Source organism: Spirochaetae bacterium HGW-Spirochaetae-1, assembly GCA_002839375.1.
In the GTDB taxonomy this organism is placed as follows: Bacteria; Spirochaetota; UBA4802; order UBA4802; family UBA5550; genus PGXY01.
Map to the genome: position 1 here is coordinate 123,674 of PGXY01000002.1, position 25,461 is coordinate 149,134.

18 protein-coding genes are annotated in these 25,461 nt (G+C 49.7%); 9 read left to right on the plus strand and 9 right to left on the minus strand.

What is annotated here, in order from left to right; genetic code table 11:
* Positions 1 to 2 precede the first annotated feature (2 nt).
* Positions 3 to 1,259 carry a hypothetical protein gene (locus tag CVV44_02570; protein ID PKL40507.1) on the plus strand — a complete coding sequence of 419 codons (1,257 nt, stop codon included), beginning with the start codon at positions 3 to 5 and terminating at the stop codon, positions 1,257 to 1,259.
* 53 nt (positions 1,260 to 1,312) lie between these two features.
* On the opposite strand, the gene CVV44_02575 is transcribed toward CVV44_02570, so the two are convergent.
* The 5 genes from CVV44_02575 to CVV44_02595 form a co-directional block, all read right to left on the minus strand.
* Positions 1,313 to 2,350, minus strand: coding sequence for a DUF2804 domain-containing protein (locus CVV44_02575; GenBank protein ID PKL40508.1), 1,038 nt, complete (start codon positions 2,348 to 2,350; stop codon positions 1,313 to 1,315).
* A gap of 28 nt (positions 2,351 to 2,378) precedes the next feature.
* A complete protein-coding gene (locus CVV44_02580; GenBank protein PKL40509.1) occupies positions 2,379 to 4,148 on the minus strand; it encodes a hypothetical protein in 1,770 nt (589 codons plus the stop codon).
* A 23-nt stretch (positions 4,149 to 4,171) separates the two neighbouring features.
* Positions 4,172 to 4,780 carry a hypothetical protein gene (locus CVV44_02585; GenBank protein ID PKL40510.1) on the minus strand — a complete coding sequence of 203 codons (609 nt, stop codon included), beginning with the start codon at positions 4,778 to 4,780 and terminating at the stop codon, positions 4,172 to 4,174.
* Between the two features lie 121 nt (positions 4,781 to 4,901).
* On the minus strand, positions 4,902 to 5,453 hold the full coding sequence (locus CVV44_02590; protein PKL40511.1) for a hypothetical protein: 552 nt from the start codon (positions 5,451 to 5,453) through the stop codon (positions 4,902 to 4,904).
* A gap of 31 nt (positions 5,454 to 5,484) precedes the next feature.
* Entirely contained in the window at positions 5,485 to 6,114 is a 630-nt protein-coding gene (locus CVV44_02595; protein ID PKL40512.1) for a TetR/AcrR family transcriptional regulator, read from the minus strand.
* A gap of 181 nt (positions 6,115 to 6,295) precedes the next feature.
* On the opposite strand from CVV44_02595, the gene CVV44_02600 reads away from it, so the two are divergent.
* On the plus strand, positions 6,296 to 8,107 hold the full coding sequence (locus CVV44_02600; protein PKL40513.1) for a hypothetical protein: 1,812 nt from the start codon (positions 6,296 to 6,298) through the stop codon (positions 8,105 to 8,107).
* Between the two features lie 74 nt (positions 8,108 to 8,181).
* On the opposite strand, the gene CVV44_02605 is transcribed toward CVV44_02600, so the two are convergent.
* Positions 8,182 to 8,628: a GNAT family N-acetyltransferase gene (locus tag CVV44_02605; protein PKL40514.1), complete on the minus strand. Its 447-nt coding sequence runs from the start codon at positions 8,626 to 8,628 to the stop codon at positions 8,182 to 8,184.
* Positions 8,629 to 8,842: 214 nt separating this feature from the next.
* On the opposite strand from CVV44_02605, the gene CVV44_02610 reads away from it, so the two are divergent.
* Together CVV44_02610 and CVV44_02615 are read left to right on the plus strand one after the other, a co-directional pair.
* Positions 8,843 to 10,573 carry a hypothetical protein gene (locus CVV44_02610; protein PKL40515.1) on the plus strand — a complete coding sequence of 577 codons (1,731 nt, stop codon included), beginning with the start codon at positions 8,843 to 8,845 and terminating at the stop codon, positions 10,571 to 10,573.
* Positions 10,574 to 10,594: 21 nt separating this feature from the next.
* Complete coding sequence (locus CVV44_02615; GenBank protein PKL40516.1) at positions 10,595 to 11,833, plus strand: hypothetical protein; 1,239 nt, start codon at positions 10,595 to 10,597, stop codon at positions 11,831 to 11,833.
* A 68-nt stretch (positions 11,834 to 11,901) separates the two neighbouring features.
* Here CVV44_02615 and CVV44_02620 read toward each other — a convergent pair whose 3' ends face one another.
* Complete coding sequence (locus CVV44_02620; protein PKL40517.1) at positions 11,902 to 12,264, minus strand: hypothetical protein; 363 nt, start codon at positions 12,262 to 12,264, stop codon at positions 11,902 to 11,904.
* 196 nt (positions 12,265 to 12,460) lie between these two features.
* Here CVV44_02620 and CVV44_02625 point away from each other — a divergent pair, with 196 nt between their 5' ends.
* On the plus strand, positions 12,461 to 14,737 hold the full coding sequence (locus CVV44_02625; GenBank protein PKL40518.1) for a hypothetical protein: 2,277 nt from the start codon (positions 12,461 to 12,463) through the stop codon (positions 14,735 to 14,737).
* Between the two features lie 2 nt (positions 14,738 to 14,739).
* On the opposite strand, the gene CVV44_02630 is transcribed toward CVV44_02625, so the two are convergent.
* Positions 14,740 to 15,897 (minus strand): alcohol dehydrogenase, encoded by a 1,158-nt coding sequence (locus CVV44_02630; protein PKL40908.1) that lies wholly within the window; start codon positions 15,895 to 15,897, stop codon positions 14,740 to 14,742.
* A gap of 29 nt (positions 15,898 to 15,926) precedes the next feature.
* Positions 15,927 to 16,232: an antibiotic biosynthesis monooxygenase gene (locus CVV44_02635; GenBank protein PKL40519.1), complete on the minus strand. Its 306-nt coding sequence runs from the start codon at positions 16,230 to 16,232 to the stop codon at positions 15,927 to 15,929.
* Between the two features lie 208 nt (positions 16,233 to 16,440).
* On the opposite strand from CVV44_02635, the gene CVV44_02640 reads away from it, so the two are divergent.
* The 4 genes from CVV44_02640 to CVV44_02655 are packed head-to-tail and all read left to right on the plus strand — an operon-like array spanning position 16,441 to position 25,408.
* On the plus strand, positions 16,441 to 18,639 hold the full coding sequence (locus tag CVV44_02640) for a hybrid sensor histidine kinase/response regulator (GenBank protein PKL40520.1): 2,199 nt from the start codon (positions 16,441 to 16,443) through the stop codon (positions 18,637 to 18,639).
* 19 nt (positions 18,640 to 18,658) lie between these two features.
* Positions 18,659 to 19,384, plus strand: coding sequence for a hypothetical protein (locus CVV44_02645; protein PKL40521.1), 726 nt, complete (start codon positions 18,659 to 18,661; stop codon positions 19,382 to 19,384).
* Complete coding sequence (locus tag CVV44_02650) at positions 19,381 to 19,995, plus strand: hypothetical protein (GenBank protein PKL40522.1); 615 nt, start codon at positions 19,381 to 19,383, stop codon at positions 19,993 to 19,995. Before CVV44_02645 ends, CVV44_02650 begins: the two co-directional genes overlap by 4 nt.
* 1 nt (position 19,996) lies before the next feature.
* Positions 19,997 to 25,408, plus strand: coding sequence for a hypothetical protein (locus CVV44_02655; GenBank protein ID PKL40523.1), 5,412 nt, complete (start codon positions 19,997 to 19,999; stop codon positions 25,406 to 25,408).
* Positions 25,409 to 25,461: the final 53 nt, after the last annotated feature.

A 25,461-nucleotide genomic window follows, 5' to 3' on the forward strand; every position in this document is an offset into this window, starting at 1 on the left:
ACGTGTTATATCGGGATATTCATGACAGGGTATTACGCTTTCTCGAAGAAAGCAAGCCTCGCTATCTTCACATACTGGAGGAGATGGTATCCATCAATTCCTGGACTGAAAACCGTGAAGGGGTCAGAGCCCTGGGTGAATACACGGCTGATCTCTTTGCCGGTCTGGGATTTACCCCGGAGTTTGTTCCTTCCCGGAATCCCCTTTACGGCAGTCACGTGATACTCACCAGGAAAGGTTCGGGCAGGGCATCCATATCGTGCGTGTCTCACCTTGATACGGTTTTTCCCCCCGGGGAAGAGCAGAGTCATGATTTTCATTTTCGCCTCGAAGGCGACAGTGCCTCGGGACCGGGGACCAGCGATATCAAGGGCGGGACCCTGGTAATGTTCATGATGCTCGAATCCCTCAGTCATGAAGTTCCTTCACTGTTTGAGTCCGTGAACTGGAAGCTGTTTTTCGACGCCTCGGAAGAGACCACATCCGATGATTTCGGCACGTTCTGTCTCGACAATATGGATGCCGGTACCCTGGCATGTCTCATCTTTGAGGCCGATGGCGGCCGCATCGATGAATTCTCCCTGGTTACCTCGCGCAAGGGCAGGGCCGTTTTCACCATTGAATCTTTTGGCAGGGCGGCCCATGCCGGTTCGGCGCATAAAAGCGGCGCCAATGCCATCGTGCATCTCTGCGGAATTATAGAAAGGGCCGCGGCCCTGACGGATTATGAAAGAGGAATCACCGTGAATGTGGGCATGATCTCGGGAGGTATGGCCCTCAACCGTGTCCCCGATTATGCAGCAGCGCAGGTTGAGATGCGGGCCCATGACGAATCTGTGTTCAGGGAGTCCGTGGACGCCATGATGTCCCTGGCGGGCTCTGACCCTTCCGGGGGAAAAAGCCTTTCATGCACGGCAAAGATCAGCCTGGATCGCCGGGTTCCGTCATGGCCGGGAAATGAAAGAACGGATCATCTCTTTTCGGTCTGGGAGGAGGCTGCTTCTGTCGCGGGGATGCGGATCGTTCCTGAACAGCGAGGGGGCCTCAGTGACGGGAACTGGCTCTGGCATCGCGTGCCTGCAATCGACGGCCTGGGACCCCTGGGCGGCAATGAGCACTGTTCAGGAGGCCCCGGTAAAGACCGTATCGGGCAGGAATTTGTCATCACCGGTTCCCTGGCGCCCAAGGCGGCCTTAAATGCCCTGGCCCTGGTTATTTTGCTGCAGTCATCATCTGCGGGGTCAGAGCCCCCGGCATAGTAAATATCGGGGCGCCGGAAATATCATGCTCTGATTTGCCCGGCCTTTTTTGCTCACCACCGGTTTCTGACTTCCTCGGCAAATCCGGGAAAGCGTTCCAGGGCTATCACCGTCCCGTTATCGAGCGTCACAGTGCCGGTGTACCAGCCGAATACCTGGTGCTGTATCGATGAAATAAGGCCCAGGTTGAAATAGCTTTCCCTGTCCAGGGCCGGCTCAAAATCAAGTTCAAAGCGGCCGTCATTACTGGTGAATTTCCAGGGCTTCATGAAATCATTAGCGTCGAAGTGGAAGGTGACCTGGTTCAGCTTGTGACCTTTTCCCTCATAAAAGAGGATGTTTTCCGAAGCGGGGCTTCTGTCGCTGAAACCGTACCCGATGTTCCATCCCAGGGACTTGCCGTTGACAGTGCCCGAGGCCGAGCCCCAGTACCAGGTGTTTTTGTATGTCCAGTTGCCGCGGCCCCAGTCGAGGCAGCCGAAGGAGTTGGTCGGCGAGAAGGTGAATATCCTGGTGCCCATGGTGACCGTTCCTTCGGCGGGCATGCAGTTGATTTTCTGGTTATAATAGAAGGCCTTTCGATTTTCGGCCCATGACGTGGCGATGACCATGCTGTCCATGTCCGGGTCCTGTTGAAGGACCAGGCGGGCCTTTAGTCCCCGGTCGCCGTAGGGCGATTCAAAGGACGGCACATCAACGGATATGATTCTTTTATTGTCCCTGATCCCGAATTCCACGGTCATTTTTTTATCACTGAAATAGAGGTCGCCGCTTTTCGACGACGGAGGGAATCCCATGCGGCCCCGTGTCATGAGCCGGATGGTGTCGAGCTGTTTATAGGTACCGGCTTTGAAATCAACCCAGCATACGGCGACCAGCGCGGCAAAGCTCAGGTCAGACATGGTAACGGTGAGACCGTATCCGCCATCCTGGGAAATCACGGCATAATAGTCCCATTCCTTGATGCGGTGCCACGGTGCCCTGACTTTACGGCGGTCATAGTTCCACCAGGGTTTGCGTGCCCAGCCTTCGCCGGTCAGTGTGCCGTCATCTTTCAGCAGTTCCAGTGGGCCCGTTATTTCTTTCTGCATGAATATCTCCTTAATAATTTAATGAATGTCAGGGAACAACCTCAAGTCCTATCAGGAGCACATCATCCTCGAAGGGATTGTCTCCCCGGTGCTGCTGCAGTTCACTGTATATGCCGTCGACAAATTCCTTTACGGGTTTTTTCCCGTATACCGGGAGGATGTCCGGCATGGTATCTTCAAACTGCCGGAAGTTCCTGTCTACGGCCTCGGTAAGACCGTCGGTATACAGGAGTATCTTGTCGCCTTCCATGAGATTGATGGTAATTTCTTCGCAGTTGATTTCTCTTTCATATCCCAGGAGAGTCCCTTTCGAGATCAGACGGGATATTTCACCATGGCGTATAAGAAAAGGGTATGTATGCCCGGCCCTGGCATACCGGAGTGTCCTGTCATTGTTATTGTAGATGCAGTAGAAGGCCGTGAGGAAATTGTCGCCCATGTATCCCGTTATGTTGTTATTGATATACCTGAGAAGGTCGGCTGGATCGAGCCTGATAACGCCGGCCGTGTCGAGCAGCGTCTTCAGCATCCCCGTTATGAGAGCGGCGGGCACACCGTGGCCTGAAACATCACTGATGAAGATGCCCAGCATGTCACGGTCCCGGAGTTTTATGAAATCAAAAAAATCACCGCCCAGCTCTGCCATGGACCGGTAAACGGCATGAATTTTAACGCCGTCAACAACGGGCATGGTTCGCGGAATTATACTGCTCTGAATCTTCTGGGCCAGGATCAGCTCCTTTTCCATGATATCGTTTTTCTGGGCCAGCTCCTGCTTCTCCCTGATGTCGTGTCCCACGATGACAGTTCCCACATGCTCGTCGAATTCATCGGTTATTAACGAGGAAGAAATATTGACGGGGATATCTCCGTGGGACCTTCTTTTTATTTTCAGTTCGATATTTGTCATGGCGCCGGTCCTGTTGTCGACGGGGAAGATGTCCCTGCCGGTGATGGAGTGGAAGGGCTTTCCTGTCAGTTCTCGGGAGGTGTAGCCCAGGGTGTTTAATACCTGTTCATTGAAAAGCACAATATTGCCGTATTTGTCCAGAAGAAAGACCAGGTCCATCATCTGGGATATTATTTTTTCCGAGGCGATTTTGGAGCTGAGCATGAGGAGGCGGTATTTACCGATGGCATACCAGATGCCGGCAAGGCCGCCCACGAAGGAGAGGTGCCCTACAACGGGGAGTTTTAGGCCCATCAAAACCGAAATGATATTGAACGTGTAGACTATCACCATGGTGCTCATGAGGGAGACTATGACTATCTTCGCCTGTTTTTTCTTTCGTATCGATTTGACTTCCAGCAGGTATTTAAGGCTTATACCGGCGGCGGCGGTCATACACAGGCCGTTGTAGATCATGTAAGCGCGGTACCACGGTGAGGTGCTGTCCTGCACTTCCAGGATCATGTCCTGCTCCCATATGAAATCCCCGGTGAACAGCACGCCCGTCATAGAGCGGATGAGAAAGAGGACCACGGGAGTGTAGAGGAGGATAAAGAACCATTTTTTCTTCGTCAGGGTTTGCTGTTTTGTAAATATAAGGATGAAATGAAGGAAAACTCCCGGGATGGCGGTCCACCCGATGGATGAGATCCTGTACCAGAACATGGCCGTTTCGCGGTCGCGGGCCATGTAGATAAATGTGTAGCCGAAGGACCAGATGGCGAAGCAGATGATGATGACAAAGAAGAGGCGGTTGAGCATAAGTCGGGGGTTGAGCCTCAGGACGTATATCCCGAAGTAGAGACCCGCTATGCAGGAGAAAAAAGCGAATAGTGACAGGTAAAACATATCCGACTGTTTGCCCTGTTCCTTTACCGGTTTATCTGGTTTTTATTGTCCTGTATGTCCACGGCGTACTGCTGCGGCGCTTTTTTGCCGGCCACCTCATAGGCCGAAATGGCGTAGTTCTTTGCCTGCCGGCAACCATCTATGACCTGGCGATAATGCTGTGATGAATTCAATTTTTTCGCGTCGTTAAGGTTCTGGCTCGCCATAATAAAATATTTCTCGATCTTTTTGTTGTCCACGAAATCTACCAGTTCCACGCCTATATCATCGATGATTTTCGCCGTTCTGTCGATATAGATCCCTGCCAGGTCCCGGTAAATGGCATACTGCAGTTTCAGGTAGCCGTTATAAAGCTCGATAGCTTCGGTGTACCTGGTTTGTATGTATTTTACCTTGGCGAGTTTTATTTTTTTTTCACCTTCCTGGAAGTCCTGTTTTATTTTTTCCGTGCCGAAATTCAGGACCGCTATTTCAAGGGTTTTGATCTCCTTTTCACACCGCTCTCGGAGGGTCCGGGCGTCGCTGAGGTCGCTGGCCTTCAGATCAAAACTGATGAGCAGGAGTATCGTAAAAATAGATAAAAGAAAAACCGCTGATTTTATGAGAGTTACATAAAAACCTGTCTTTTTCATTGTGGTGTTCTCCCCGGTGATATTTGCAATTATTATGATGATATTTCCGGCGAACTGTCAATTCTATTATTACAGAATTCACCGCTTTCATGGAATATGACGGACTTTGCCTGCCCGTGTTCTATTTATTATTGTCCTTCACTATATACCTGAAAAGGCAATGATCTTTGCCTGTTTTAAAGCGCTGCTCCAACTCCAGTTTTACATGGGGATTATACCCGTCCAGGATAGCAAAATCTGCATATTTACAGTAGATGTTCGCGTATTCCTCAAGGCCCCATTCCCGGGCAGCGGCATGGAAGGAGCAGGTGGTAACGGGGGCCAGGAGGTCGGCATTATCCAGGTAAGGCTTCACGGGGAAATTTGCTCCGTCAATATCGGTGTAGATAAGCCAGTTCTTGAAGGAGAGCGGTTTGCCCAGGGCCGTGACACGCTGTGCTATCCGACGGCCCCTTTCCCTGCCGAAATTTTCAACGGCTTCGCGGATCAGTTTCTCCCCTTCATCGGGACCAAGTCTTTCGATTATCACTTTACTCATGGAGGCAAAGAGCTGGGCCGTCAGTCCAAATCCCGGTGTCTGATATTTTTTTCCAATGAGCTTTCTCCTGAAAAGGACATCCTTCAGATATCCCATGCTCAGACCCTTTTTCTTTTCTCTTTGAAGATCATCCACGATATTTCCTCCACTGGGATTGATTTTTTATTCAGGCAATATATTTAAATATGGATTGCGCCAGTTCATTGATGAGCCTGTCTTCATCACTCCGGTAATTGAAAAATTTGATTGAGTGTACCAGGTAGGCGATTGAGCCATGGATTATTTTTGCAGCCATATCGATATCCTCAATACCCAGGGGACGGCTTTTGCGAAATTGAATAAGAATATTTTTAATATACTGGAGTTCGCGTTTTTCGGCTGCGTCATAGATTTTGGCGATGTCCGCATCGGTAAAGCGCAGGGCGATGGTCTGGGCATGGAACCGCAGGTCGATGTCAAAGCTGCGGAAAACATTTTTAAGGTACTGATAGAGGGTTTCTTTAATATCGTGCTCCTCGCCGGTATACCGGAATTCAATGGCATCCGATAAAATATGGGCTGAAACGGTATTGATAAAGCTCTCCAACACCTCCAGGTACAGGGTGCGTTTGTCCGGGAAATAGCTATAGAAACTGCCAATGGACACACCGGCCTTTTCCACGATTTCATTGGAGCTTGTCCCATGAAGACCCTTTTCGGAAAAGAGGAGCCTGGCAGCCTCCATTATTCTTTGTTTCATCTCTATACTTCTTTTTTGCCTTGGTTCTCTTGTATTCTTATTATGAATGCGGGGCATAAACGAGTCTCCCTGAAAATAAATAATATGAGTATTAGCTCATATTATGCTTGACAATATGAGTTAATATTCGTATTTTAATGTATATCGGTCAGTTGTCAAGCTGAGTATATAATTAATATCACCTTTACTAAACCGGGGCTCTGACCCCGGATTTCAAATCAGCAGGGGAGGCAGGGCTATGGCGGATAATAAGAACGGGTCATTTTTAAGCAGAAAGTCCTTTATTAAAAAATCGGCACTCATCGCAGCTTCAGCGGCCCTGCCGGGTCTTTTGGCCTGCGGCAGGAATGGAACATCATATTCAACAAAAACGCCGGACTTTTCAGGCTTCGACCGTCTCATGGCGGGGAAAAGGGAGCGTCTTGCCGTAGCTGACCGGGGTTCCATGCTGCTTCTGAAAAACGGTATTATCGTGGACGGTTCCGGTGCCGGGGCCTACAGGGGGGATCTCCTTATTTCGGGAAATAGAATTGAAATGGTGACGGCCAAAGACCTGGATTTCCGGGGTCAGAGCCTTGACTGTACCGGCATGGTTATAGCACCGGGATTTATCGATATGCATGCCCACCAGGACTTTGTGTTTCCGGTAAAAAATGCCGATCGTCATTTCATTCCTTATATCAGGCAGGGAGTGACCACCTTTTTTTGCGGCAACTGCGGTTTCAGCGCGGCAGGATTTAAAAAGAAGAGCCCCTTCAAATCGAAGATCGAAGGATTCACGAAGCTTTTTTCCGGCAGCGAATATACCTTTGCGTGGGAATCCATGGATGAGTATCAAAGATATCTGCGGGGGAAGGGGACTCTGCAGAATATGCTGATGCTGGCCGGTGATGGTACGACCAGGATATCCCTCCAGGGCTACAGTCCCCGGGCCATGACGAGCGCCATGAAGAAGGAATATCTCTATCTCATGGAAGAGGCCATGGAGCAGGGGGCCAGGGGAGCATCCCTGGGGCTCCAGTATGAGCCGGGCATCTTTGCCACTGATGAAGATCTCTATGACCTGGCCAGGCTTGTTAAAAAGCATGACAAGGTGCTCACGGTTCATATGAAGGCCTATTCGGCCCTGTCGCCCACCTATCCCCTCAATCCCTTTGGCGAGTCACATAACCTCATAGCCCTGAAGGAGATGCTGAAAATAGCCGGGGACACGGGAGTGCGCCTCCAGGCCTCGCATCTCATATTCGTGGGAGAAAAATCCTTTGATACCTGCTCTCGGGCCCTGGAACTCATTGATGAGGCCCGGTCAAAAGGCACGGACGTGATGTTCGATACCTATGCCTACAATTGCGGAATATCCAAGATTAATGTTTTTATGCCCAAGTGGTTTCTCGAAAAAACACCTGCCGCATTCACTGACAGGGGAGACCTGCTGCGGCTCAGGGCGGAACTGGAGCTCATAACCTTTCTTCTCGGTTTCGGTATGGAGGATATAAGAATTACCAACGCGCTTGTTCCGGAATACAATGACTGCAACGGCATGTTCATTCACGAGATCGCTGAAAAAAAGAATATGAGCAGCTTTGAAGTATTTGTCGATCTGGCCAGGAAATCAGGGGGCGAGGCTCATGTGCTGAACAGCCGGTACAGCTCGCAGGAAAATGTCATGGATATGATGCGACATCCCCAGTCAATTTTTATGACCGATGCCACGGTGATGGGGGAAGGGGTGCAGAACCCCGCGGCTTTCGGCAATTTCCCCCGGTTCCTTCAGCTGGCCCGGGACTATGGCCATGTGTCACTGGAACAGGTTGTTCGCAAAATGACCGGGGCCTCGGCACAACAGTTTGGCCTTAAGGACAGGGGGCTGCTGAAAAAGGGATATGCCGCCGATATCACCGTGTTTGACTGGAAGAATATCGCCGATAACAATGTGGCAGGAAAAACCGATCAGTCCCCGCGGGGGATAGGCACGGTAATTGTAAACGGCACACCGGTTCTGAAAAACGGCATACCCGTGGTGAACCGTAAACCGGGGATGGTCCTGTAGACATTACGCTCCCGGCGGCCCGTATTGCAAATTATAATTCAGTATGCAGAGCCCATATTAAGATAATCCACCCATTACAGGGCCAGATGAAAGCCTTGTTTGGCATGACGGTCAAATCCCAGCTTATCATAAAAGGCATGGGCTTCGATTCTGTTTACGCTGCTGAGCAGTATTATTTTATAGCAATTTCGCATCCTGGCATGTTCGATCACGGCCTGCATGACTTCAAAGCCATGGCCCTGCCTGCGGAAACCGGGATGGGTAATAACATTTTCCACAACGGCATAGGGGCGGCCCTGGCGTGTGAGATTGGGTACAATTGCCAGCGAAGCCGATGCGATGACCATGCCGTCTTTTTCGATGATGTAACAGGTGAAGAAGTCACGGTTATTGATAATTCCGCCCCATGCCTTTTTCAAGACAGCCGGTTCGGGCTGTTTCTCTTTTGGATGCAGACAGGCATACAAGGCCATAAGTCCTGGAAGATCTTCTTCGGATATTTGTCTTGGCAGTAATTTCATCGTTTCCTGTTATAAGGCGCTCTGTCCCCACTGTCAAGCCATTGATTTTTGTCAAGATAAATAAAAAAAATTGAGTTTTTTTAGATTTAATTAATTGGTTAAAAAGTTAACTAAACATAGTAATTATTATTGACAACTTTTTGATTTTATTGTTTATTATAATTGATCGATTAGTTAATGTACATATCGATATTTATAATGTCGGGGATAAATTATGAGACGGATAATTTCCATTTCAGGAAAGTTCTTTGCATACATGGGAATCATGAGCGCCTGCATTTCAAGCGGTTGTATGCCTCCCGCTGCACAAATAAATTCTGCCGATAATCTTTCCCTGAAGGCCTACGCAACAGGAGATTTTGTCGACAGGATAACCGTCAGCTGGTCTGAAATGTCCGATGCTTCTCTGTACCGGATGTATCGCGCTGAAACTCCCGAAGGGCCCTATGAAAGTATCAAGGAATTTACTCCTTCCGATGATAGCGCCCGCATCGTAAACGCTGATCCCTATGTACCTATCCCCGTCGTGGAGGAACCCGAGGAAGAAGATAATGATGAAATCGATCCTGTGTACCTCAATTTTTCCTACACATCGGAAGAGGATCTGAGCAGCGGTAAATACATCGCGGCATTGCAGATTCCACAACTGCGTATCCTCATGGGTTCAGCCGATGAATCCACCGCTGACATCGATATAGTCGTATCCTTTCCCACACTGGTTACATGGGTTCCCACGACCTGGTCAGCCAGCTATACGCCGGGACTCATAGCCAGCGCCATCAACGACGCGGCGGGCCGGCAGATTTGCGACATCAGCGAGGACGGGAATCACCTGGAGTTCGTCAGCACCTGGGGACCCATCGTATTTAAAAATGAAAACAATACCCTTTCCTATACACCCATCGATTATTTCATAAAGGACGGTGTGGGCAGGAGTCAGGTTCTGGTTGTAAACAAGGACGGTTCCCAGGTTCTTGATGAAGATGATTTTACCGGCAGCTTTCCCGATTATTTTGGTGAAGAACCTGTTGAAGACCCCGCAGAAACCCACAAGATAAGGGAGTTCAACGAAGATTGCGTGTATTACTTTGATGACATGGACTCAGCACTTGAGTTGAATAAGCGATATTATTACAGGATGCAGGCTCTTCGCAGCAACAATACACTTGTTTCCATGAGCAATTACACCATTGGACGCAGCGTGTCTGCAACAGCGCCGTCCCCGGTTAAGAATATCACGGTCAGCACCGGCAATTACGCGGACAGAATTACCCTGGCATGGGAACCCCTGTCACTGGAAGGTGTAACATACACTATTTACAGAAAGCAGGCCGGCACGTTAAATTTCGATTACAATAATCCCCTCATCGTGGGATTGCTCGAACCGGCTTATGAAGACACCAGTGTTCCTGCCGGGCTGTTCAATTACGAGATACTTGCCGTAAATGCTGCCGGTGAAGAAGGTACATCCAGTACGGTTCCCAGCGGCTGGAGGACGGCGACAGACCTGGAATTTCTCCGTGTTGCCTATTGGGAAACAATTGAGGGTGAGAAGCGAACTGCCCAGGCCCTGGGAGTTCCCAGGGTCGCCGATTATGACAGCGGCGCCAATGTCAGTGTAAACATATACGGTCTCGATGGTAAGGTCAACTATAGTCTGAACGTCAATGTAGCCACCATGTCAGGGACCGGCACCTGGACGTTTTACAATTACAGGAACTTCAGCGTTTTTATGAACGGTTCCAATTCCATGGACAGCGGGAGCAGCAAGGACGGAACCGTAAGGGGGCCGGTTGCCGTGTCGGGTATCTACAACGGAACCGTTACCTGGAATATTGTTGTGGATAATGGAGACGCCTCAGGGGGGTATTTTATTGTGAGCCAGGACGGCGGTGCTCCGGTACAGATTAACTTCACACAGGAACTAAGGACATGTCCTTATTAAGGACGATGCGTGTATTGAATAATGAAAAACAGAATTAGCGTTATCATTTCATTTATTGTATTTGGTCTGTCACCCCTGCCATCCATGGCGGGAGAAAAGCTTATGCAGCTGAAAGGATCGTCGGTTTCACCCGACAGGCTTCAGGAGCAGGTTGACCAGTTTGTCCGGGCCATTATTCAGGATATTCCCTCGGAAAATGGAAAAAAATCCACGGTTGTCCTTGCCGGTTTTGAACTGAAAGATAGTGACCGGTGCCAGAAAAATATCCATTATACGATGACACGGATGCTGTCGTCGTACCTTGGTGGTTCCGACAGGTTTACCATCATGGATCAGGATGAAGTAGAGGATATCCTGGATGATCTGGATATAGACGAAGATAATCTCTATAGTTCCCGGCGCGAGGCTGAACTTGCACAGAAGCTGAAAACTGGGTATGTCATCATGGGCAGGCTGGAGGCGAGTGAAGACGGAACGCGTGAAGTGATTAAAATCAAGGTAGTTGATGCAGCAAAAGGGACTGTTCTTTACGAAAGGGAATCCCAACTGGACCGGAAGTCTCTGGGGACCGTCTCGGAAAATTATCTCCAGGGTAATGACGCCTATAATTATCTTCCGCCGTACCTGCGGCTCACGGCCGGTATGGAGTATTACAAGCCTCTGACCACGAGCCACTTCAAGGAAGAATCGGGTGATATCGGCTTCAGCGCCGGTGTAGTCTATGATATAAACAAGACGCACAGTTTCCAGGGACTGATCAATCTGAGTCTTAGTACGTCGGGCAAGTATGTCTATGATGAGCGTATTATCGAGAATGATATTTCGCAGGGGGGTACCGATTCCACGGTACGATCAGCTATTGATTTCAAAAGGGCTTTTGAGTATCTTCTCGGGTATGGATATATTTTCAAAACCTTCAACAAGCTGTATATCCGCTCCAGTATTTTTCTCGGCCTCGCCTATATCAGGTATGATTATCAGCACCTCTACATGTCCGAGGATATTGGATCAGGTTCATTACTCATTTATCCTGTCGATGGCAAGATGCAGAAGTCGGGCAGTTTTTCATCATATATGCTGAATCCCACGGTGGATTTACTCTATGACTACAATAGCCCTATATCTTTCTATATTTCAGTAGGATATAAATACTTTCTTGATGTTTTCCAGGATACGTGGAGTTATTCAGGCCAGGGCGGGACTTACAGCGCCATAATGTCGGGTTATCTTATGCGGTGCGGCGTGGGATATTATTTCTGATTTTTTTGTTCTTCCCATCATTAATATCCATCATAGCATTACGTCTCTGTAATAATCCGGCTATTTAATTATTTCCACAGGTGGTCAAGCAGTATATCTGCCGTTCTTTTAAGGATATGTTCTTCCCGGCTTTTAAAGGCGTCATCTGCAGGGGGGGATATTGATGCCCTCCTCGATGACAAAGCTTCCAGGTCGGCAAGAAGTTCTTCAAACCTTCCCGTGATACGCTCCCGATCCCTGGCTTCCAGTTCCTGCCGGGCCTTCTGCCGCATTTCAAAAATTCGATGGGCTTCCCGGGATATTTCCAGGTGGTCGGAACCGTCATAGGATTTTCTTATAAATGATCTGCTGCGGGTCGATTCCTGTTCTCTGTCCTGGTGTCTGCTGCTTTTGATATATTCGCGGTACTGGTTCGATCTTTCTACTTTCATTGGTTTCCTCCTTGACGAGGCCGAGGATTTTATGTCTCATGGTCTCCTTTTTTAAAATATCGGTATTATACTATAAGTAATAAGCAAAATAATTAATATTGCTAATAAAGTTATGGGTGACTAATAAATTTTTTTCTGGTTTTTTATTTTTTAATTATACAGTATAGCCTGCGTTGGTTATAATTGCGCTTCTTATATGCGTGGTCAAGTGATGATTAAAGCAATTGCAACATATATTGGAAACAGAGCTGTCGGTAATGCGAGGCGATCATTTGCTCCTGTCCTGATCATGCTGGTAATGTTCCTTTCTTCCTGCGGTCACGGAGGGAATGTCCCGGAAGTTCGTAAGGGTGTGATTGATCTGCGGAACATCGATTTCAGGGAAAACAAGGATATTAAGCTCTCGGGGAGCTGGGAGTTTTTCTGGCAGAAGTTTCTCGTGACCGACGGTATGGATCCCGTAAATTCCTCACCTGACGGGCTAATTGACATCCCGGGAACCTGGAACGGATACAGGCTTCATGGAAAACGCCTCCCCGACCAGGGATTCGCATCATACAGGGCGACCCTGCTTTTACCGCCGGCAGGGGAGGAGTTTGCCATAAACCTCCTTTTTGCCATCTCTTCCAGCCGGGTATATGCTGCATATCCCGACGGATCGGTTGAGTTACTGGGAAAGGCCGGAAAGCCGGGTAAAACTGAGGAGGATACCCGTCCTCTCATGGGTTCGATCCTGGCTAAATTCAGGGGCGCCAATCGGGTAACGCTCATTTTTGAGGTGGCTGATTTCGGCACCAATATCGGCGGCTTGTGGACGGCGCCCTCGGTGGGACGTGCCGGGGACCTTACGCGGAATATCATGAATATCAGGTTCCGGGAGTTTTTTATTATAGGAGCCCTTACCATTTTCGGCTTTTTCCACATATTATTTTTTCTTCTCCGCAGGGAAGAGAAGGCACCGCTCTGGCTCGGTATTTACTGCCTGCTCGTCGCCCTGTTATCGACATCCTACGGGAATCTCAGGCTGTTCGAGGAATTGTACCCTGATGCAAACTGTTTTGAGGCCCTTAACCGTGTAACGTTTCTGTGTATCTATCTCGGTTTCCCCATATTTCTGACTTTTTATTACAAGGCTTTTCCCCGTTATTTCCCTGCCAGGATGATTTATGCTGTCTGGGGAATCTCTGTGCTGCTGACCCTGCCGGTGCTTTTTCTTAAGTCCTATTATTTTTATAAAACGCTTATTGTGTATGACGCCCACATTATCATATTCGGTCTTTGGTTTGTTGTATTGATGATACGGGGTTTTTACCAGGACCGCAGCAGGCTGGCCTTCATCTCCTTCACAGGCCTGGCTGTAATTTTTGCCGTCTCGATTAATGATATTCTCATGGTTCACCGGGTTGTGAATACCGGGCTTTATTCTGGGTACGGTCTTTTCTTCCTGGTACTGACACAGGCATATATCGTATCATCACAGAATGCCTCGGCGCGAAGACGGGCGGAGAAGCTCTGGAAACAGCTCATGCTTAAATCGGGTGAGCTGGAATCGGCCAACACCATGCTTACCGATCTCAATCTGAATCTTGAGCATAAGGTCGAGGGAAGAACCAGGGAGCTTCAGCATGCCAAGGAGAAAATTGAAGCGGCCATGGAAGAGTTGGAATCGGTGAATGAACACCTCCTTTCAACCAACAGCCGTCTCGAACAGACCCAGAGAATTATAAAGGTTGACCTTTCCATGGCGGCAAACGTGCAGAAGAGTTTTTTTGTAAAGGACCCGCCCGCGATCCGCGATTGGGACATCGCTTTTGTTAATCAGCCCATGGCCGATGTCTCAGGTGACTTCTATGATTTTTATACCGAGGAAGGCCGTCTTATGGGTATCTCGCTTTTTGACGTATCGGGCCATGGTGTTGCCTCGGGCCTCATCACCATGATAGGCAAGTCCCTGGCTTTCCGCCTTTTTATGGAAAACAGGGATAAACCTGCCGCTGATATTATGGGAATTTTTAATAAAAATCTCATAAAGGAAATGGGGGCCATGGACAACTACCTCACGGGAGTGATGCTGAAGATCGACGGTGACTGCCTGGAGTATGTCAATGCAGCCCATCCAGACCTGCTTGTTCGAAAAGGGGGAAAGGATACAGTAGATATAATAAGAAAGTCCGATCATCCCGGGACAGGCGGATTCCTGGGCATCCCCATAATGAACAATGAGTTCGATATGCAGCGCGTTCCGGTTCAGAGCGGCGATTCTTTTCTTGTTTACAGCGATTGCCTGGTCGAAAATCAGAACCTGGGAGGGGAGCCATACGGTCTGGACAAGCTGGTAAGCGCTTTCGGGGCTGCTTCTCATGGTACGCCGGCCAGGGAGCAGCTTCAGTCAATCCTTGACGATTTTTATTTATACCTGCAAGGCAACAAGCGTGCCGATGATCTTACAGCCGTGCTCCTCCGCAAGCTCTGAAATTAATCCAGAGCCCTGAACAGTATTTTCTCCAGTACATCATCATCCAACTCAACGGGATTACCCTTCATGCTGCTGGATTTTTTTGACTGTGCCGTTATGGACGGAATATGAGCTTCTGTAACTCCCATGCTTCGCAACGACGGGATTTTCATGGTTTCGCATATTGTATCAATCCATTCCACGAGGTCATGGGGGCCGGCTTCGGGTTCACCAATGAGTATGCAGGCAATTTCACGGAATTTTCCCATGGTGCGGGAATTTTCATGTTGAAGCTCCAGCGTCTCTATATTGGCTTTCATGACATGGGGGAGCAGGCAGGCACAGATGACGCCATGGGCTGCGGGAAACATGCCTCCCAGCGGACCGGCAAAGCCATGTACGGCACCCAGTTTGGCGTTGGCGAGAGCCATGCCGCTGAAAAGACTTGCCAGGGCCATGCCTTCGCGGGCCTGCAGGTTGTCGCCGTCGGTATAGGCACAGAGCAGGGAAGCTGCGGCATGGTGCAGTCCTTCACGGCAGATGGCGTCGGTGATGGGACTGGCAGCAATGGAAACAAAGGCCTCGATTAGTTGTGTCAGTGCGTCCAGTCCAGTTGAGGCCGTGACTGAAGGCGGCATGGAAAGAGTAAGTTCAGGATCGACCACGGCGAAACGGGGAAGCAGGTACGGACCTCGCATGCTTACCTTTACCTTATGGCGGATGGATGTTATTACGGCATTTCGTGTCACCTCGGTTCCTGTCCCTGCTGTCGTGGGAACGGCAATGAAAGGAGCCGGGGGGATGGCGGGCACCATTCCTTTCCCCACCACTTCGAGGTAGTCCGTTACTTCGCCCTTGTTGGTCATCATGGCTGCCACGGCCTTGCCTGTGTCAAGTACGCTGCCGCCGCCCATGGATATAACTATGGAACATCCCGCTCGGCTGGCCAGATCGTATCCCTGCATGATCGTTTCCGTTGATGGTTCAGCGCTTACGCTGAAGTTCGTAGTGATAATGCTGCGTTTTTTCAGCGATGACCGCAGTTGATCCGCCCGTTCCGGCCTGCTTCCCGTTATAAGCAGAACCGAATTTCCCATTTCTGCCGTAAGAGCGGGAATGCGGGAGGCGGTTCCCGTACCGAAGATTACAGTTCCCGCCGTACTGAAATCAAATAGAATAGGACTGGCATGTATTTCCATGGGGTCCTTTACCATTTTTTGTCGTCGGGAAAGATGTTGATGTATTTTATTCCCGTTCTTGGTTCAGCCATCATTCCATCTACCGCATCACGCCATATATTATAATGTGACGTTTCCTTGTGACGTGCCGGGGCGTCGTCATCCCTGTAAGCTTCAATGAGAATAAAGGATGATGGATCATCGGCTTGCTGAATGACATCGAAGCGGGCAATTCCCTTTTCCAGCAGGCTGTTTTTGGCATTTTCACGGGTCGCCTCTATGAAGGCCCCGATGCTGTCCGGCCTGACCTTTACATGAACCTGTACAATTAACATGGCATTTTCCTCAATTTATAATGTTCTTCATTTTACTGAATCATTACATTCATTCTGTCAATACTTTACCGGTTATACGCAATAAAGGCAATATTCTTTCGCAAAAAAAATCCTTAAAATTAACTTGAATTTTATCAAAGGGAGGGGTAGAATTTATTAAACATTCTTTTGGGCAAATGTGGAGGGGCTTTGAGTGTATAATAGATTCATGCGTTTTTTCCTGAAAAGTTTTGAGGATTCGGACTTCATGCTTCAGCAGAGGGCCCGGGTTTTGTTTGTGATTGTAATCTCATCCACAATCGCCCTGGTGGCCTTTTCGATATTCTTCATTGTCAGAGATCAGAGAGATCCCGGAATCATACTGCCCTTCGTCGCTGCCATTGTCCTGATACTTGGGGCCCTGTTTTTTTTGAAAAAGGGTCATTTCAGCTTCTATGCCCATTTTTTACTCGTTGTCGCCCTTGTAGCAATATGGATGGTTAATTTTTTTGAATCGGGACCCCTGGTGCAAAGGATTGATTCCATCATCCTTGTTCTTGCCGTTCTGACCATGACACCGCTGGTTTTTATCAGGAAGGGCGGGGGCATTATTCTGTACTTTGCCCTGAATATGGTTCTGCTGCTGGTTTACTCCATCTATATTCAGATTACCTTCAATCTCGAGAACAGCATCACCAGGGAGTTTATGCTGGATAACATCCTGGCCTTTTCACTGACCGGTGTGTTCTGCTACAGTATTTTTTCCATTTACAAGAGATCTCTTGAAAAGGCCCAGAAGGCGGAGGAAGAGATCCAGGCCCAGTACGAGGAACTGGCCGCTACCAGCGAGGAACTGGAGGCCATGAACGATGAACTGATCAAAGCCCACAACGACATCATGATATCCAACCAGAAGATCAACGAGGAAAGGGACCGCCTTGCTACAACACTGCGGTCCATCGGTGATGGTGTTATCACCCTTACATCGGAAGGGAATATTGAAACGATGAACAGGGCCGCAGAGGATATTCTGTGCCGAAGTTCAGGCGATTGCCGGGAGAAACATATCAACGAGGTTTTCAAGATTGTCAGTACAAGGGCTGAGCAGGCGCTGGACGATCCCATCGAGAAGGTTTTATGTGAGGGTGAACAGGTGGAGATGGAGGGCGATGTAATACTCATGTGCTGTGACGGTACCCGGAAAATGATTTCGGCCATAGCCACACCCCTGTATGATTCACTGAACAGGATTAATGGAGCCGTTATAGCCTTTCGTGATATAACCGAGAGAAAGAAAATGGAAGATGAGGTGCTCAAGGCATCGAAAATAGAATCGCTGGGCGTTTTTGCCGGGGGTATTGCCCATGATTTCAATAATCTTTTAACGGCAATTCTCGGCAGTGTTTCCATCGTGCGTCTGGATATGGAGGAGAAAAACCGGAACCGGGAATTTCTCCTCGATGCCGAAAGGGCATGCCTCAGGGCCAAGGATCTGACCCAGCAGCTCCTCACTTTTTCCAAGGGAGGAGCCCCTATTAAAACCATGGCATCGCTGAAAAATCTTATCAAGGATACTACGGCCTTCGTTCTTAGCGGATCAAGCGTGCAATGCGTCTATGATATCGATGAGCATTTATGGAATGCCGAGGTTGACCGGGGACAGATAAGCCAGGTAGTACATAACATGATTTTAAATGCCCGCCAGTCCATGATCGGTGGTGGAACTATCCGGGTGGTTGCCGTGAATGCAGTGATCGATGAAGAGAGTTCAATCCCCCTGCTACCCGGACATTACATCAGGGTGAGTATCAGTGATAGTGGTGACGGTATCAGGTCTGATATCATGAATAAAATATTTGAGCCTTTCTTTACGACAAAAATGGAAGGTAACGGCCTGGGCCTTGCCGTAACTGCCAGTATCATCAAGAACCATAACGGTCATATAGCAGTACTCTCGGCACCGGGGGAGGGAGCCACTTTCGAGTTTTATCTTCCCGCTTCAATGGAAAAAGTCATGGAGGAAAAGGAAATCCTGACAACGAGTTCCTTCGATGGAGTAAGGATCCTTCTCATGGATGATGATGAGATCGTGCTGCGGGTCGCCGAGCACATGCTCCAACGGCTGGGCTGTGAGGTGCAAACTTCGCGTGATGGTTCAAAGGCCATTGAATTATACCGTGGAAGCATCGAGTCTGGTCCCCGCTTCAAGGTTGTGATTATGGATCTTACCGTTCCCGGGGCCATGGGCGGCAAGGACGCCATGGTGGAACTTAAAAAGCTTGATCCGGATATTAGGGCTATTGTATCGAGCGGGTATGCCAATGATCCTGTCATGGCCAGGTTTCATGAGTATGGATTTTGCGGATATGTTATCAAGCCCTATAAAATTGAAGAACTGGGCAGGGCTATATTAAAAGCCTTGACGTAATCCCCGCGGCGTTCTAAAAATGAACGGTTCGTGGGGTACAATGAAAAGAATATCTACCTTTATTACCGTATCCATCCTGTGTCTTGTTTCCCCGGGTGCCTTCCCCAGCAATGAAACGGCACTGGCTTCCTATACCACCTCCGTGGTGGATCAATCAGAAGGTGTGAGACAGAATATCGCCATTGCCTGTGAAAGTCTGAACGGTCATGTGATCGTGGCAGACCAGGTTTTTTCCTTCAATGAACGCGTTGGTGAAGGATCGTCACAAAACGGGTACAGGGAAGGCTCCGTACTCTACCAGGACACCCTGGTCATGGAATCGGGCGGCGGGATATGCCAGGTCTCTTCAACGCTCTTCAATGCCCTGCTCCTGGCGGGCTTCCAGATCGTGGAGAGACATCGTCATTATCAGCCCGTCACCTATGTTCCCCTCGGTCTTGACGCCACCATCAAGTACGGGAAAAAGGATCTGCGTATGAAAAATACCCTTACGGGGAACGTTACCCTGCGGGTCATCCTCAACGACAGGAGCCTTTCCATAATCGTCATGGGCGCGGGAAAACCGGCCTGCACCTATCTCGTCGAGACCGAAGAAGAGGAAAACGAGCTGCCTTTTTCCAGAGGGGATGTGAAAATAAGGCCTGGGATGTCAGTATACGTTTACCGGAAAAAAGTCGTGAATGAAAAAACCGTGGAGAGGCTTCTTCTCTATAAAGATTTTTATCCGCCGGTACGGACCCGATGAAACGATTGGTCCGATTCGCGGTAATACTGTTTTTCATGTCGGCCTGCATCGGCGGCGGAAGGAATCTTCAGGCAGGCGATGATGATCCTCTTGTTCCATGGTCGGCCCTGGCCGGGACTGACACCGGGAGCCTTCTCATTACCTGGCTCGGCGATGAAGCGCGCCGGTACCTGACGGGCTCGCGGGAGCGAACGGCATTACCCGCTTCTCTTCCCGGTTTTTACGGCAGGCTCGGTCTTTTTATCACCATGATGAAGGACGGCAGGGTGCGGGGATGCTACGGTTCGTTTTTTCACGATTCTGACGACGCAGCTGCAGTGCTCCGGACGTATCTTCACGGTGCGCTCCGGCATGATATGAGAAATGATCCTCTGGGAATTGAAGAACTCGGGGAAACCCGTATCATCCTCACCGTGACGACACAACCCTTCCATGCCGATGACATTGAAACCGTCGATATCGCGCATTACGGGGTAATCGTTCTCACCGCGGGCGGAGAACAGCATGTTTTCGTTCCCGCCGAGATGAAAACGCATGAATATCTCAGAAAAAGACTCAAGGACGTGCCTATTCAGTCGGTCCAGGCTTTCCGGGCCGTGACAATAAAGTGAAATGAACGTGGGGAGGTTTACCATGAAACATATGGGTATCAAATCGTTTGTCCTGTTGATGGTCTCATTTATGCTGGCCTGCTCTTCTGCGGGAGTAAAAAAGCTTGATGACGGCAGGAGCGTCTACAGCGGCGGGTCCTTAAAGGAGGTGTCGCGCGATGCGGTTATTGAGGGACATGTGTACGACCGGAAAACGGAAAAGGCCGTACCAGGGGCCCGCGTGGAGATCAAGAACGCCAATATGGGCATCGGTTATTATCTGGTTGAAACCTCAGGGCGGGGATATTATTCCATCAAGGACTTCATTCCCCATGTTCAGTACATCATGGAAATCTCGGCCGAGGGATATGTCACCTATACATCGACGGGACATATCAATCCCGGCGAACAGGATATTTACCTCGATCCCGAAGCGGTTCTGGCGGGCACTATCACCGACTCAACGGGCAGGCCTATTTCCGGCGTGGAGGTCAAACTGCAGAACAGCGATTACAGCGATGACGGCCGCGAGAACAGGCCGCAGTTCAGTACGACGGGCAGCGATGGAAAATACCGCTTTATCAAACTTGTCCAGGGAAGCTACAGCCTGGCCTTCTCCGGCAGCGGGTACATCACTGAAACTGCCAGGCTGCAACGTCTTAAGCAGGGGGAAACCTTCAAGCTCGATATGAAGATGTTCCGGCCCGCATCGATCGCCGGGACCGTGATGATAAAGGATCTGGACGTACCGGCTCAGAATATTTCCGTGATAGCCACGGGGAGAAACAATCATTCCGCCGTCACCTACCAGGACGGCACGTGGCGACTCGATGAAATGAAACCGGGAACCTATGAACTCAATGTGTCTCACAAGGGATTTTATGATCTGACGAAAAGAAAGATTGTTCTCAATGAGGGTGAGGAAAAGAAGGATGTGGGTTTTGTCGTGGAGGCCAAAAGACCGGAAGCGCAGGTGTATGCATACCGGTATACTTTCGCGCCGGGAAACAAACTGGAATTCAACCTGAGGACATTCCGCCTTGAATCGGTGACGGCAACGGTATATCGTGTGCCCATGGCCGTTTTCCTGAAAGGAAAGGGAGAACCGGACCTCATGAATCCCCCGGCGGAAGGTTTTGCCGTCGTGACGAAATGGGAGGAACCCATACTTAATTTTGAACCATTCCAGTGGCGTTACCAGAATCTTTCCATAAAAGATCCCCTGGCATCGGGAGGCTACTGCATCGAGGTAAAGGGCGCCGGGAAAGTGATAAGCCGCAAATTTTTTACCGTTACCTCCGTGGGGACCGTGGTCAAGAGGTCGCAGAATACGGTTTTTGTCTATGCCACGAATCTTGTCGATAACGGGCCTGAGAAAGACGCTTCCGTGGTCATCTTTGACGCCACGGAGGAAATCAAGGCCAAAAAAAGGGCGGGGCAGTCTTTTACGGCGCCGCAGCGGATTGAAGATCTTCCCGTGAGCATTGTGCACCAGGGTAAAACCAATAAAGACGGCATATACCGGTACGGAGTTAAATCGGGCAGGTATCTCAGCGTCCTGGTTATCTCCCGTGACGGAAGTTATGCCATCTGTAATACGGGATCGCCATCGACTTTTCAGCGGGAGAAATATAAGTATTTTATCTACACGGACCGTCCCGTATACCGCTCCGGTGATACGGTTTATTACAAGATAATTGGCAAGGAGCGCAAAGAACTTTTCATTCCCATTGAGGGAAAAAATCTTTTCTATAAAATCATAAACACCGACACGGACCAGGCAGTCCGGCAGGGAACCATCAAGCTTGATGAATGGGGTACGGCACAGGGAAAAATTACTATAGAGGAAACATTCGGGCTGGGCACCTACGAAGTACGTGCGGGACCGACGGAAAAAGATCTCTATGCCAGCGGTATTTTTTATGTGGAGCAGTACCGGAAACCGGAATATGCCGTTGAAGTGACGCCGTCGCAGGAGTATTTCATCAACGGTGATGAACTGGAATTTAAAGTTGAGGCCAAGTATTTTTTCGGCGCACCTGTCAGGGGTGGGCTGGTGCGGTATCGTTTTTACGAGAACAAGCTGAACGATGCGGACAACCAGTATTGGTTTGACGGTGAATCGGGGGATTCCGGTTCATACAACCGGCTCAGGCTCGACGGCGAAAAATATCTCGATGAAAACGGTATTGCATCCCTGAAGCTTTTTTCGGGAAATTTTCCCTATGACCGGGAAGTCACTCTCGAAGCAACGGTCATCGATGAATCAAATGTGAGCATTACATCACAGAAAACCATACGCGTAGGCCGAGGGGAGTTTTACATAAAAATTAATCCCAGGCAGAATTTCTTCGCTTCGGGTGATAAAAAGGAAGTTGCCATTAAAACAATGACACAAACCGGGAAGCCCATCAGCGCCAACGTGAAGGTGGAGCTCTACCGGTATATCTGGAAACCCTATCAGCGTGTCTATGTCCATGAATCGCGTCCCCGTTTTTCCGAAAGGGTCACCACGAACAGCAAGGGCGAGGCATCGATCGAGCTTCCGGCCCGCTTTGCCGAGTCGGGAGAGTATGATATAATAACCTCCAGCTTTGACCGGAGGAGCAACAAAATCGAGGCTTCGCGCATCATCCTGGTTTATAATCCCTCGGGAGGGGAGGTTTCATCGCGTTTCAGAAATCTGGAACTTTCCGTGAGCGATACGGTTTTTGAAAAACCGGGAGAGGTTACCTGTCTCATAAAAAGCCGATTCAGCGATGCCTATGTCTGTGTCACCCTGGAGGGGAGGGATATCTACTATTCCCGTGTCGTTAAGATGACGGGCAATATCACGCCCGTTACCATTCCCGTCAGGGAGGAATACGCGCCAAACTTTTATATAAATGCCGTTATGCAGCGCAAGCGGGCGCTGTATACGGTTTCCGAGAATATTTCCATTCCGGTGAAGGAAACCACGCTGAAGGTTTCAATCACACCGAAAAAGGAGGTCTACCTCCCGGGAGATACGGCCGAGGTAACCGTTAAAACCACTGATGAAAAAGGGAATCCTATTCGGGCCGACCTGTCCCTGGCAGCCGTTGATGAGGCTATTTACAGCATACGCTATGACCACACGCCGAAGATGAAGGATTTCTTTTACACGAAAATATCCAACTGGGTTCTCACCAGCTATTCCTATCCCATCACCCTGCTCGCCGGTGCCGGCAAGGACGGCAAGGTAAAGGTACGCCAGAAATTCGACGATACGGCCTTCTGGAACGGAATAATACGGACCGACGAAAAGGGCATGGCCCTGGTGAGCTTCAAACTGCCCGATAATCTCACCACCTGGCGTCTCACGGCCCGGGGGCATGACAGAAAGGGGCGTGTCGGAGAAGAACTCAAGAAATTTCTCGTGACCCAGGACCTGATCGCGCGCCTGGGTAAACCCCGGTTCTTCATAGAAGGTGATGCCATATCGCTCCTGGGCATCGTCAACAGCAATACGCAGCGCGGTCTGGAACACATCAAAACCGAAATGAAGGTCAATGACGCCACTGTGCGCCCTGATCAGGATATAAAAATGAGTCTTCCCGCCTTCGGCTCGGCCCGGAATATCTATTCCATTACCGTTCCGGAAAATAAAAAGGAACTCACGGTTCGCTTCGATGCCCTGGCCGATAAAGGAGCCGTAGATGCCCTGCAGATAGCCATCCCCGTGGAACGGCGCGGGGCCTCGTACAAGCTTTTCGGTTACGGCGATATGGCGGAAAACCGTAAAGTCGTACTGGTACCGGTTCAGAAGAGCGATGATTTTTATTTTGTTCCGGAAAAAATAATTCTCACGGTGAATCCCACGCCGCTGATCCAGATGATCAAGTCATCGGAATACCTGGTTAAATATCCCTATGGGTGTGTTGAACAGACCATCAACAGCTTTATGCCCGTCATGGCCCTGCACCGGTTTCTGGAGAAACAGAGTGCCGCTCACCTTGTCGCTCAGAAGGATGTGGATACGGTCAATGCCAAAACTCATGCCGGCGTCAAAAAACTGGGACAGTCGCAGAATGACGACGGCACATGGGGATGGTGGGCGGGAGACAGGGGCAATGCCTTCCTTACGGGGTATGCTCTCCAGTCTCTGTTTGCAGCCGGTAAATACGGCTATGCCGTGGACAATTCCGTGACGGTACGGGGCCTCCAGTCGGTGAAACGCATACTGCAGGATGATGAGATCGAAGATGATGATGCACGGGCCTATCTGCTCTATACCTATGCCCTGTATGGCCTGTGGGACGCCCGGGCCTACGAAAAACTTTCCCGGCTGAGAAATCAAAACCCCTATCGCCTTGCCTTCATGGTCAGGGCCCTGGCGTCGAGAAAAGGAGGTCTTATTCTCGATGACAGTGATAAGAAGAAAAATGAAGATGTCTGGAATACGGATATGGCAAAATTCACGGGACTCCTGAAATCCATGGCCATGAGGGATGGAAAGGGAATATACTGGGAGAGCGCCGATGCCCAGCGTTGGGGGTGGCAGGGTGGACGTGTTGAAATAACCGCCCATGTTCTGTCTGCATTGGTAGCCGCCGGCGATTCCTCGCCGCTGCCGGGCCAGATGGTTCAATCAATCGCCAAGCGGAGCAGGGGCGAAGCCTGGAGCTCCACCAAGGAAACAGCCACGGTCATTTACAGTTTTGTGGATTTCCTTGAACAAAGCGGATCTACGGCCGGCGAACCACTGAATGTATCTTTTGCCATGAATGGAAACAGGATAGCCGATTTCAGGTACGACCCCTCGGAGAAAAAACCGGCCGATAGCCTGGTGAAAATCATTCCCGTCAATTTGCCCGGTGATGGCGGTGATATCGCTATTGAGGTTGCGGGAACGGCAGGGAAGGATGCGGGATACGAGGTTACGGCCGCCGGTACCCTGTACTTTAAGCCGAAGGGCTTACTGTCGGCCTTCAGGTCTGAAGAGAGAAGCCTCGGCGCCCTCTCCAATGGTTTGGTCCTGCACCGGAGCTTTTCGTCGCTGACGCGCGTCAAGGACCTGCATTATCGGGAGTACCTGGTTCCCGGCAATCTCTCGGACAAAAAGGAAATACAGGTGGGCGACGAGATCCTGGTGAAACTGCGGTTCCAGGCCCAGGACAATTTCGAGTATCTTGTTCTGGAGGACTATTTGCCATCAGGATTCGAGGTAGTGAAGGAATACGCCTACGATGAATACCGCCCCTTTGTCCGTGTTGAGCGCTGGGACAACCGCATGGTTTATTTCTTCAACAATGTTCAGAAGGGGGCGGTGTACGAAGTGGCCTTCATCGTTAGGGCCGAACTTCCCGGCAGTTTCATGGTGCGGCCCACGCGGATGGAGTGCATGTATGAGCCCTCGATCCAGGGATGGTCGGCTCCCATGGTAATAGAAGTGAAGGGCAAAAATTCCAAGTAACCCAGGGCATTGCATGATATTTGAAAAAATCAAATATAACAGTTGACCGGCAA

What these genes read in the sequence shown, in the direction of transcription:
- CVV44_02575 (PKL40508.1), bottom strand. Translation starts at nt 2,350, where the DNA reads ATGCAGAAAGAAATAACGGGCCCACTGGAACTGCTGAAAGATGACGGC.
- CVV44_02580 (PKL40509.1), bottom strand. Translation starts at nt 4,148, where the DNA reads ATGTTTTACCTGTCACTATTCGCTTTTTTCTCCTGCATAGCGGGTCTC.
- CVV44_02585 (PKL40510.1), bottom strand. Translation starts at nt 4,780, where the DNA reads ATGAAAAAGACAGGTTTTTATGTAACTCTCATAAAATCAGCGGTTTTT.
- CVV44_02595 (PKL40512.1), bottom strand. Translation starts at nt 6,114, where the DNA reads ATGCCCCGCATTCATAATAAGAATACAAGAGAACCAAGGCAAAAAAGA.
- CVV44_02600 (PKL40513.1), top strand. Translation starts at nt 6,296, where the DNA reads ATGGCGGATAATAAGAACGGGTCATTTTTAAGCAGAAAGTCCTTTATT.
- CVV44_02605 (PKL40514.1), bottom strand. Translation starts at nt 8,628, where the DNA reads ATGAAATTACTGCCAAGACAAATATCCGAAGAAGATCTTCCAGGACTT.
- CVV44_02610 (PKL40515.1), top strand. Translation starts at nt 8,843, where the DNA reads ATGAGACGGATAATTTCCATTTCAGGAAAGTTCTTTGCATACATGGGA.
- CVV44_02615 (PKL40516.1), top strand. Translation starts at nt 10,595, where the DNA reads ATGAAAAACAGAATTAGCGTTATCATTTCATTTATTGTATTTGGTCTG.
- CVV44_02620 (PKL40517.1), bottom strand. Translation starts at nt 12,264, where the DNA reads ATGAAAGTAGAAAGATCGAACCAGTACCGCGAATATATCAAAAGCAGC.
- CVV44_02625 (PKL40518.1), top strand. Translation starts at nt 12,461, where the DNA reads ATGCGTGGTCAAGTGATGATTAAAGCAATTGCAACATATATTGGAAAC.
- CVV44_02635 (PKL40519.1), bottom strand. Translation starts at nt 16,232, where the DNA reads ATGTTAATTGTACAGGTTCATGTAAAGGTCAGGCCGGACAGCATCGGG.
- CVV44_02640 (PKL40520.1), top strand. Translation starts at nt 16,441, where the DNA reads ATGCGTTTTTTCCTGAAAAGTTTTGAGGATTCGGACTTCATGCTTCAG.
- CVV44_02645 (PKL40521.1), top strand. Translation starts at nt 18,659, where the DNA reads ATGAACGGTTCGTGGGGTACAATGAAAAGAATATCTACCTTTATTACC.
- CVV44_02650 (PKL40522.1), top strand. Translation starts at nt 19,381, where the DNA reads ATGAAACGATTGGTCCGATTCGCGGTAATACTGTTTTTCATGTCGGCC.
- CVV44_02655 (PKL40523.1), top strand. Translation starts at nt 19,997, where the DNA reads ATGAACGTGGGGAGGTTTACCATGAAACATATGGGTATCAAATCGTTT.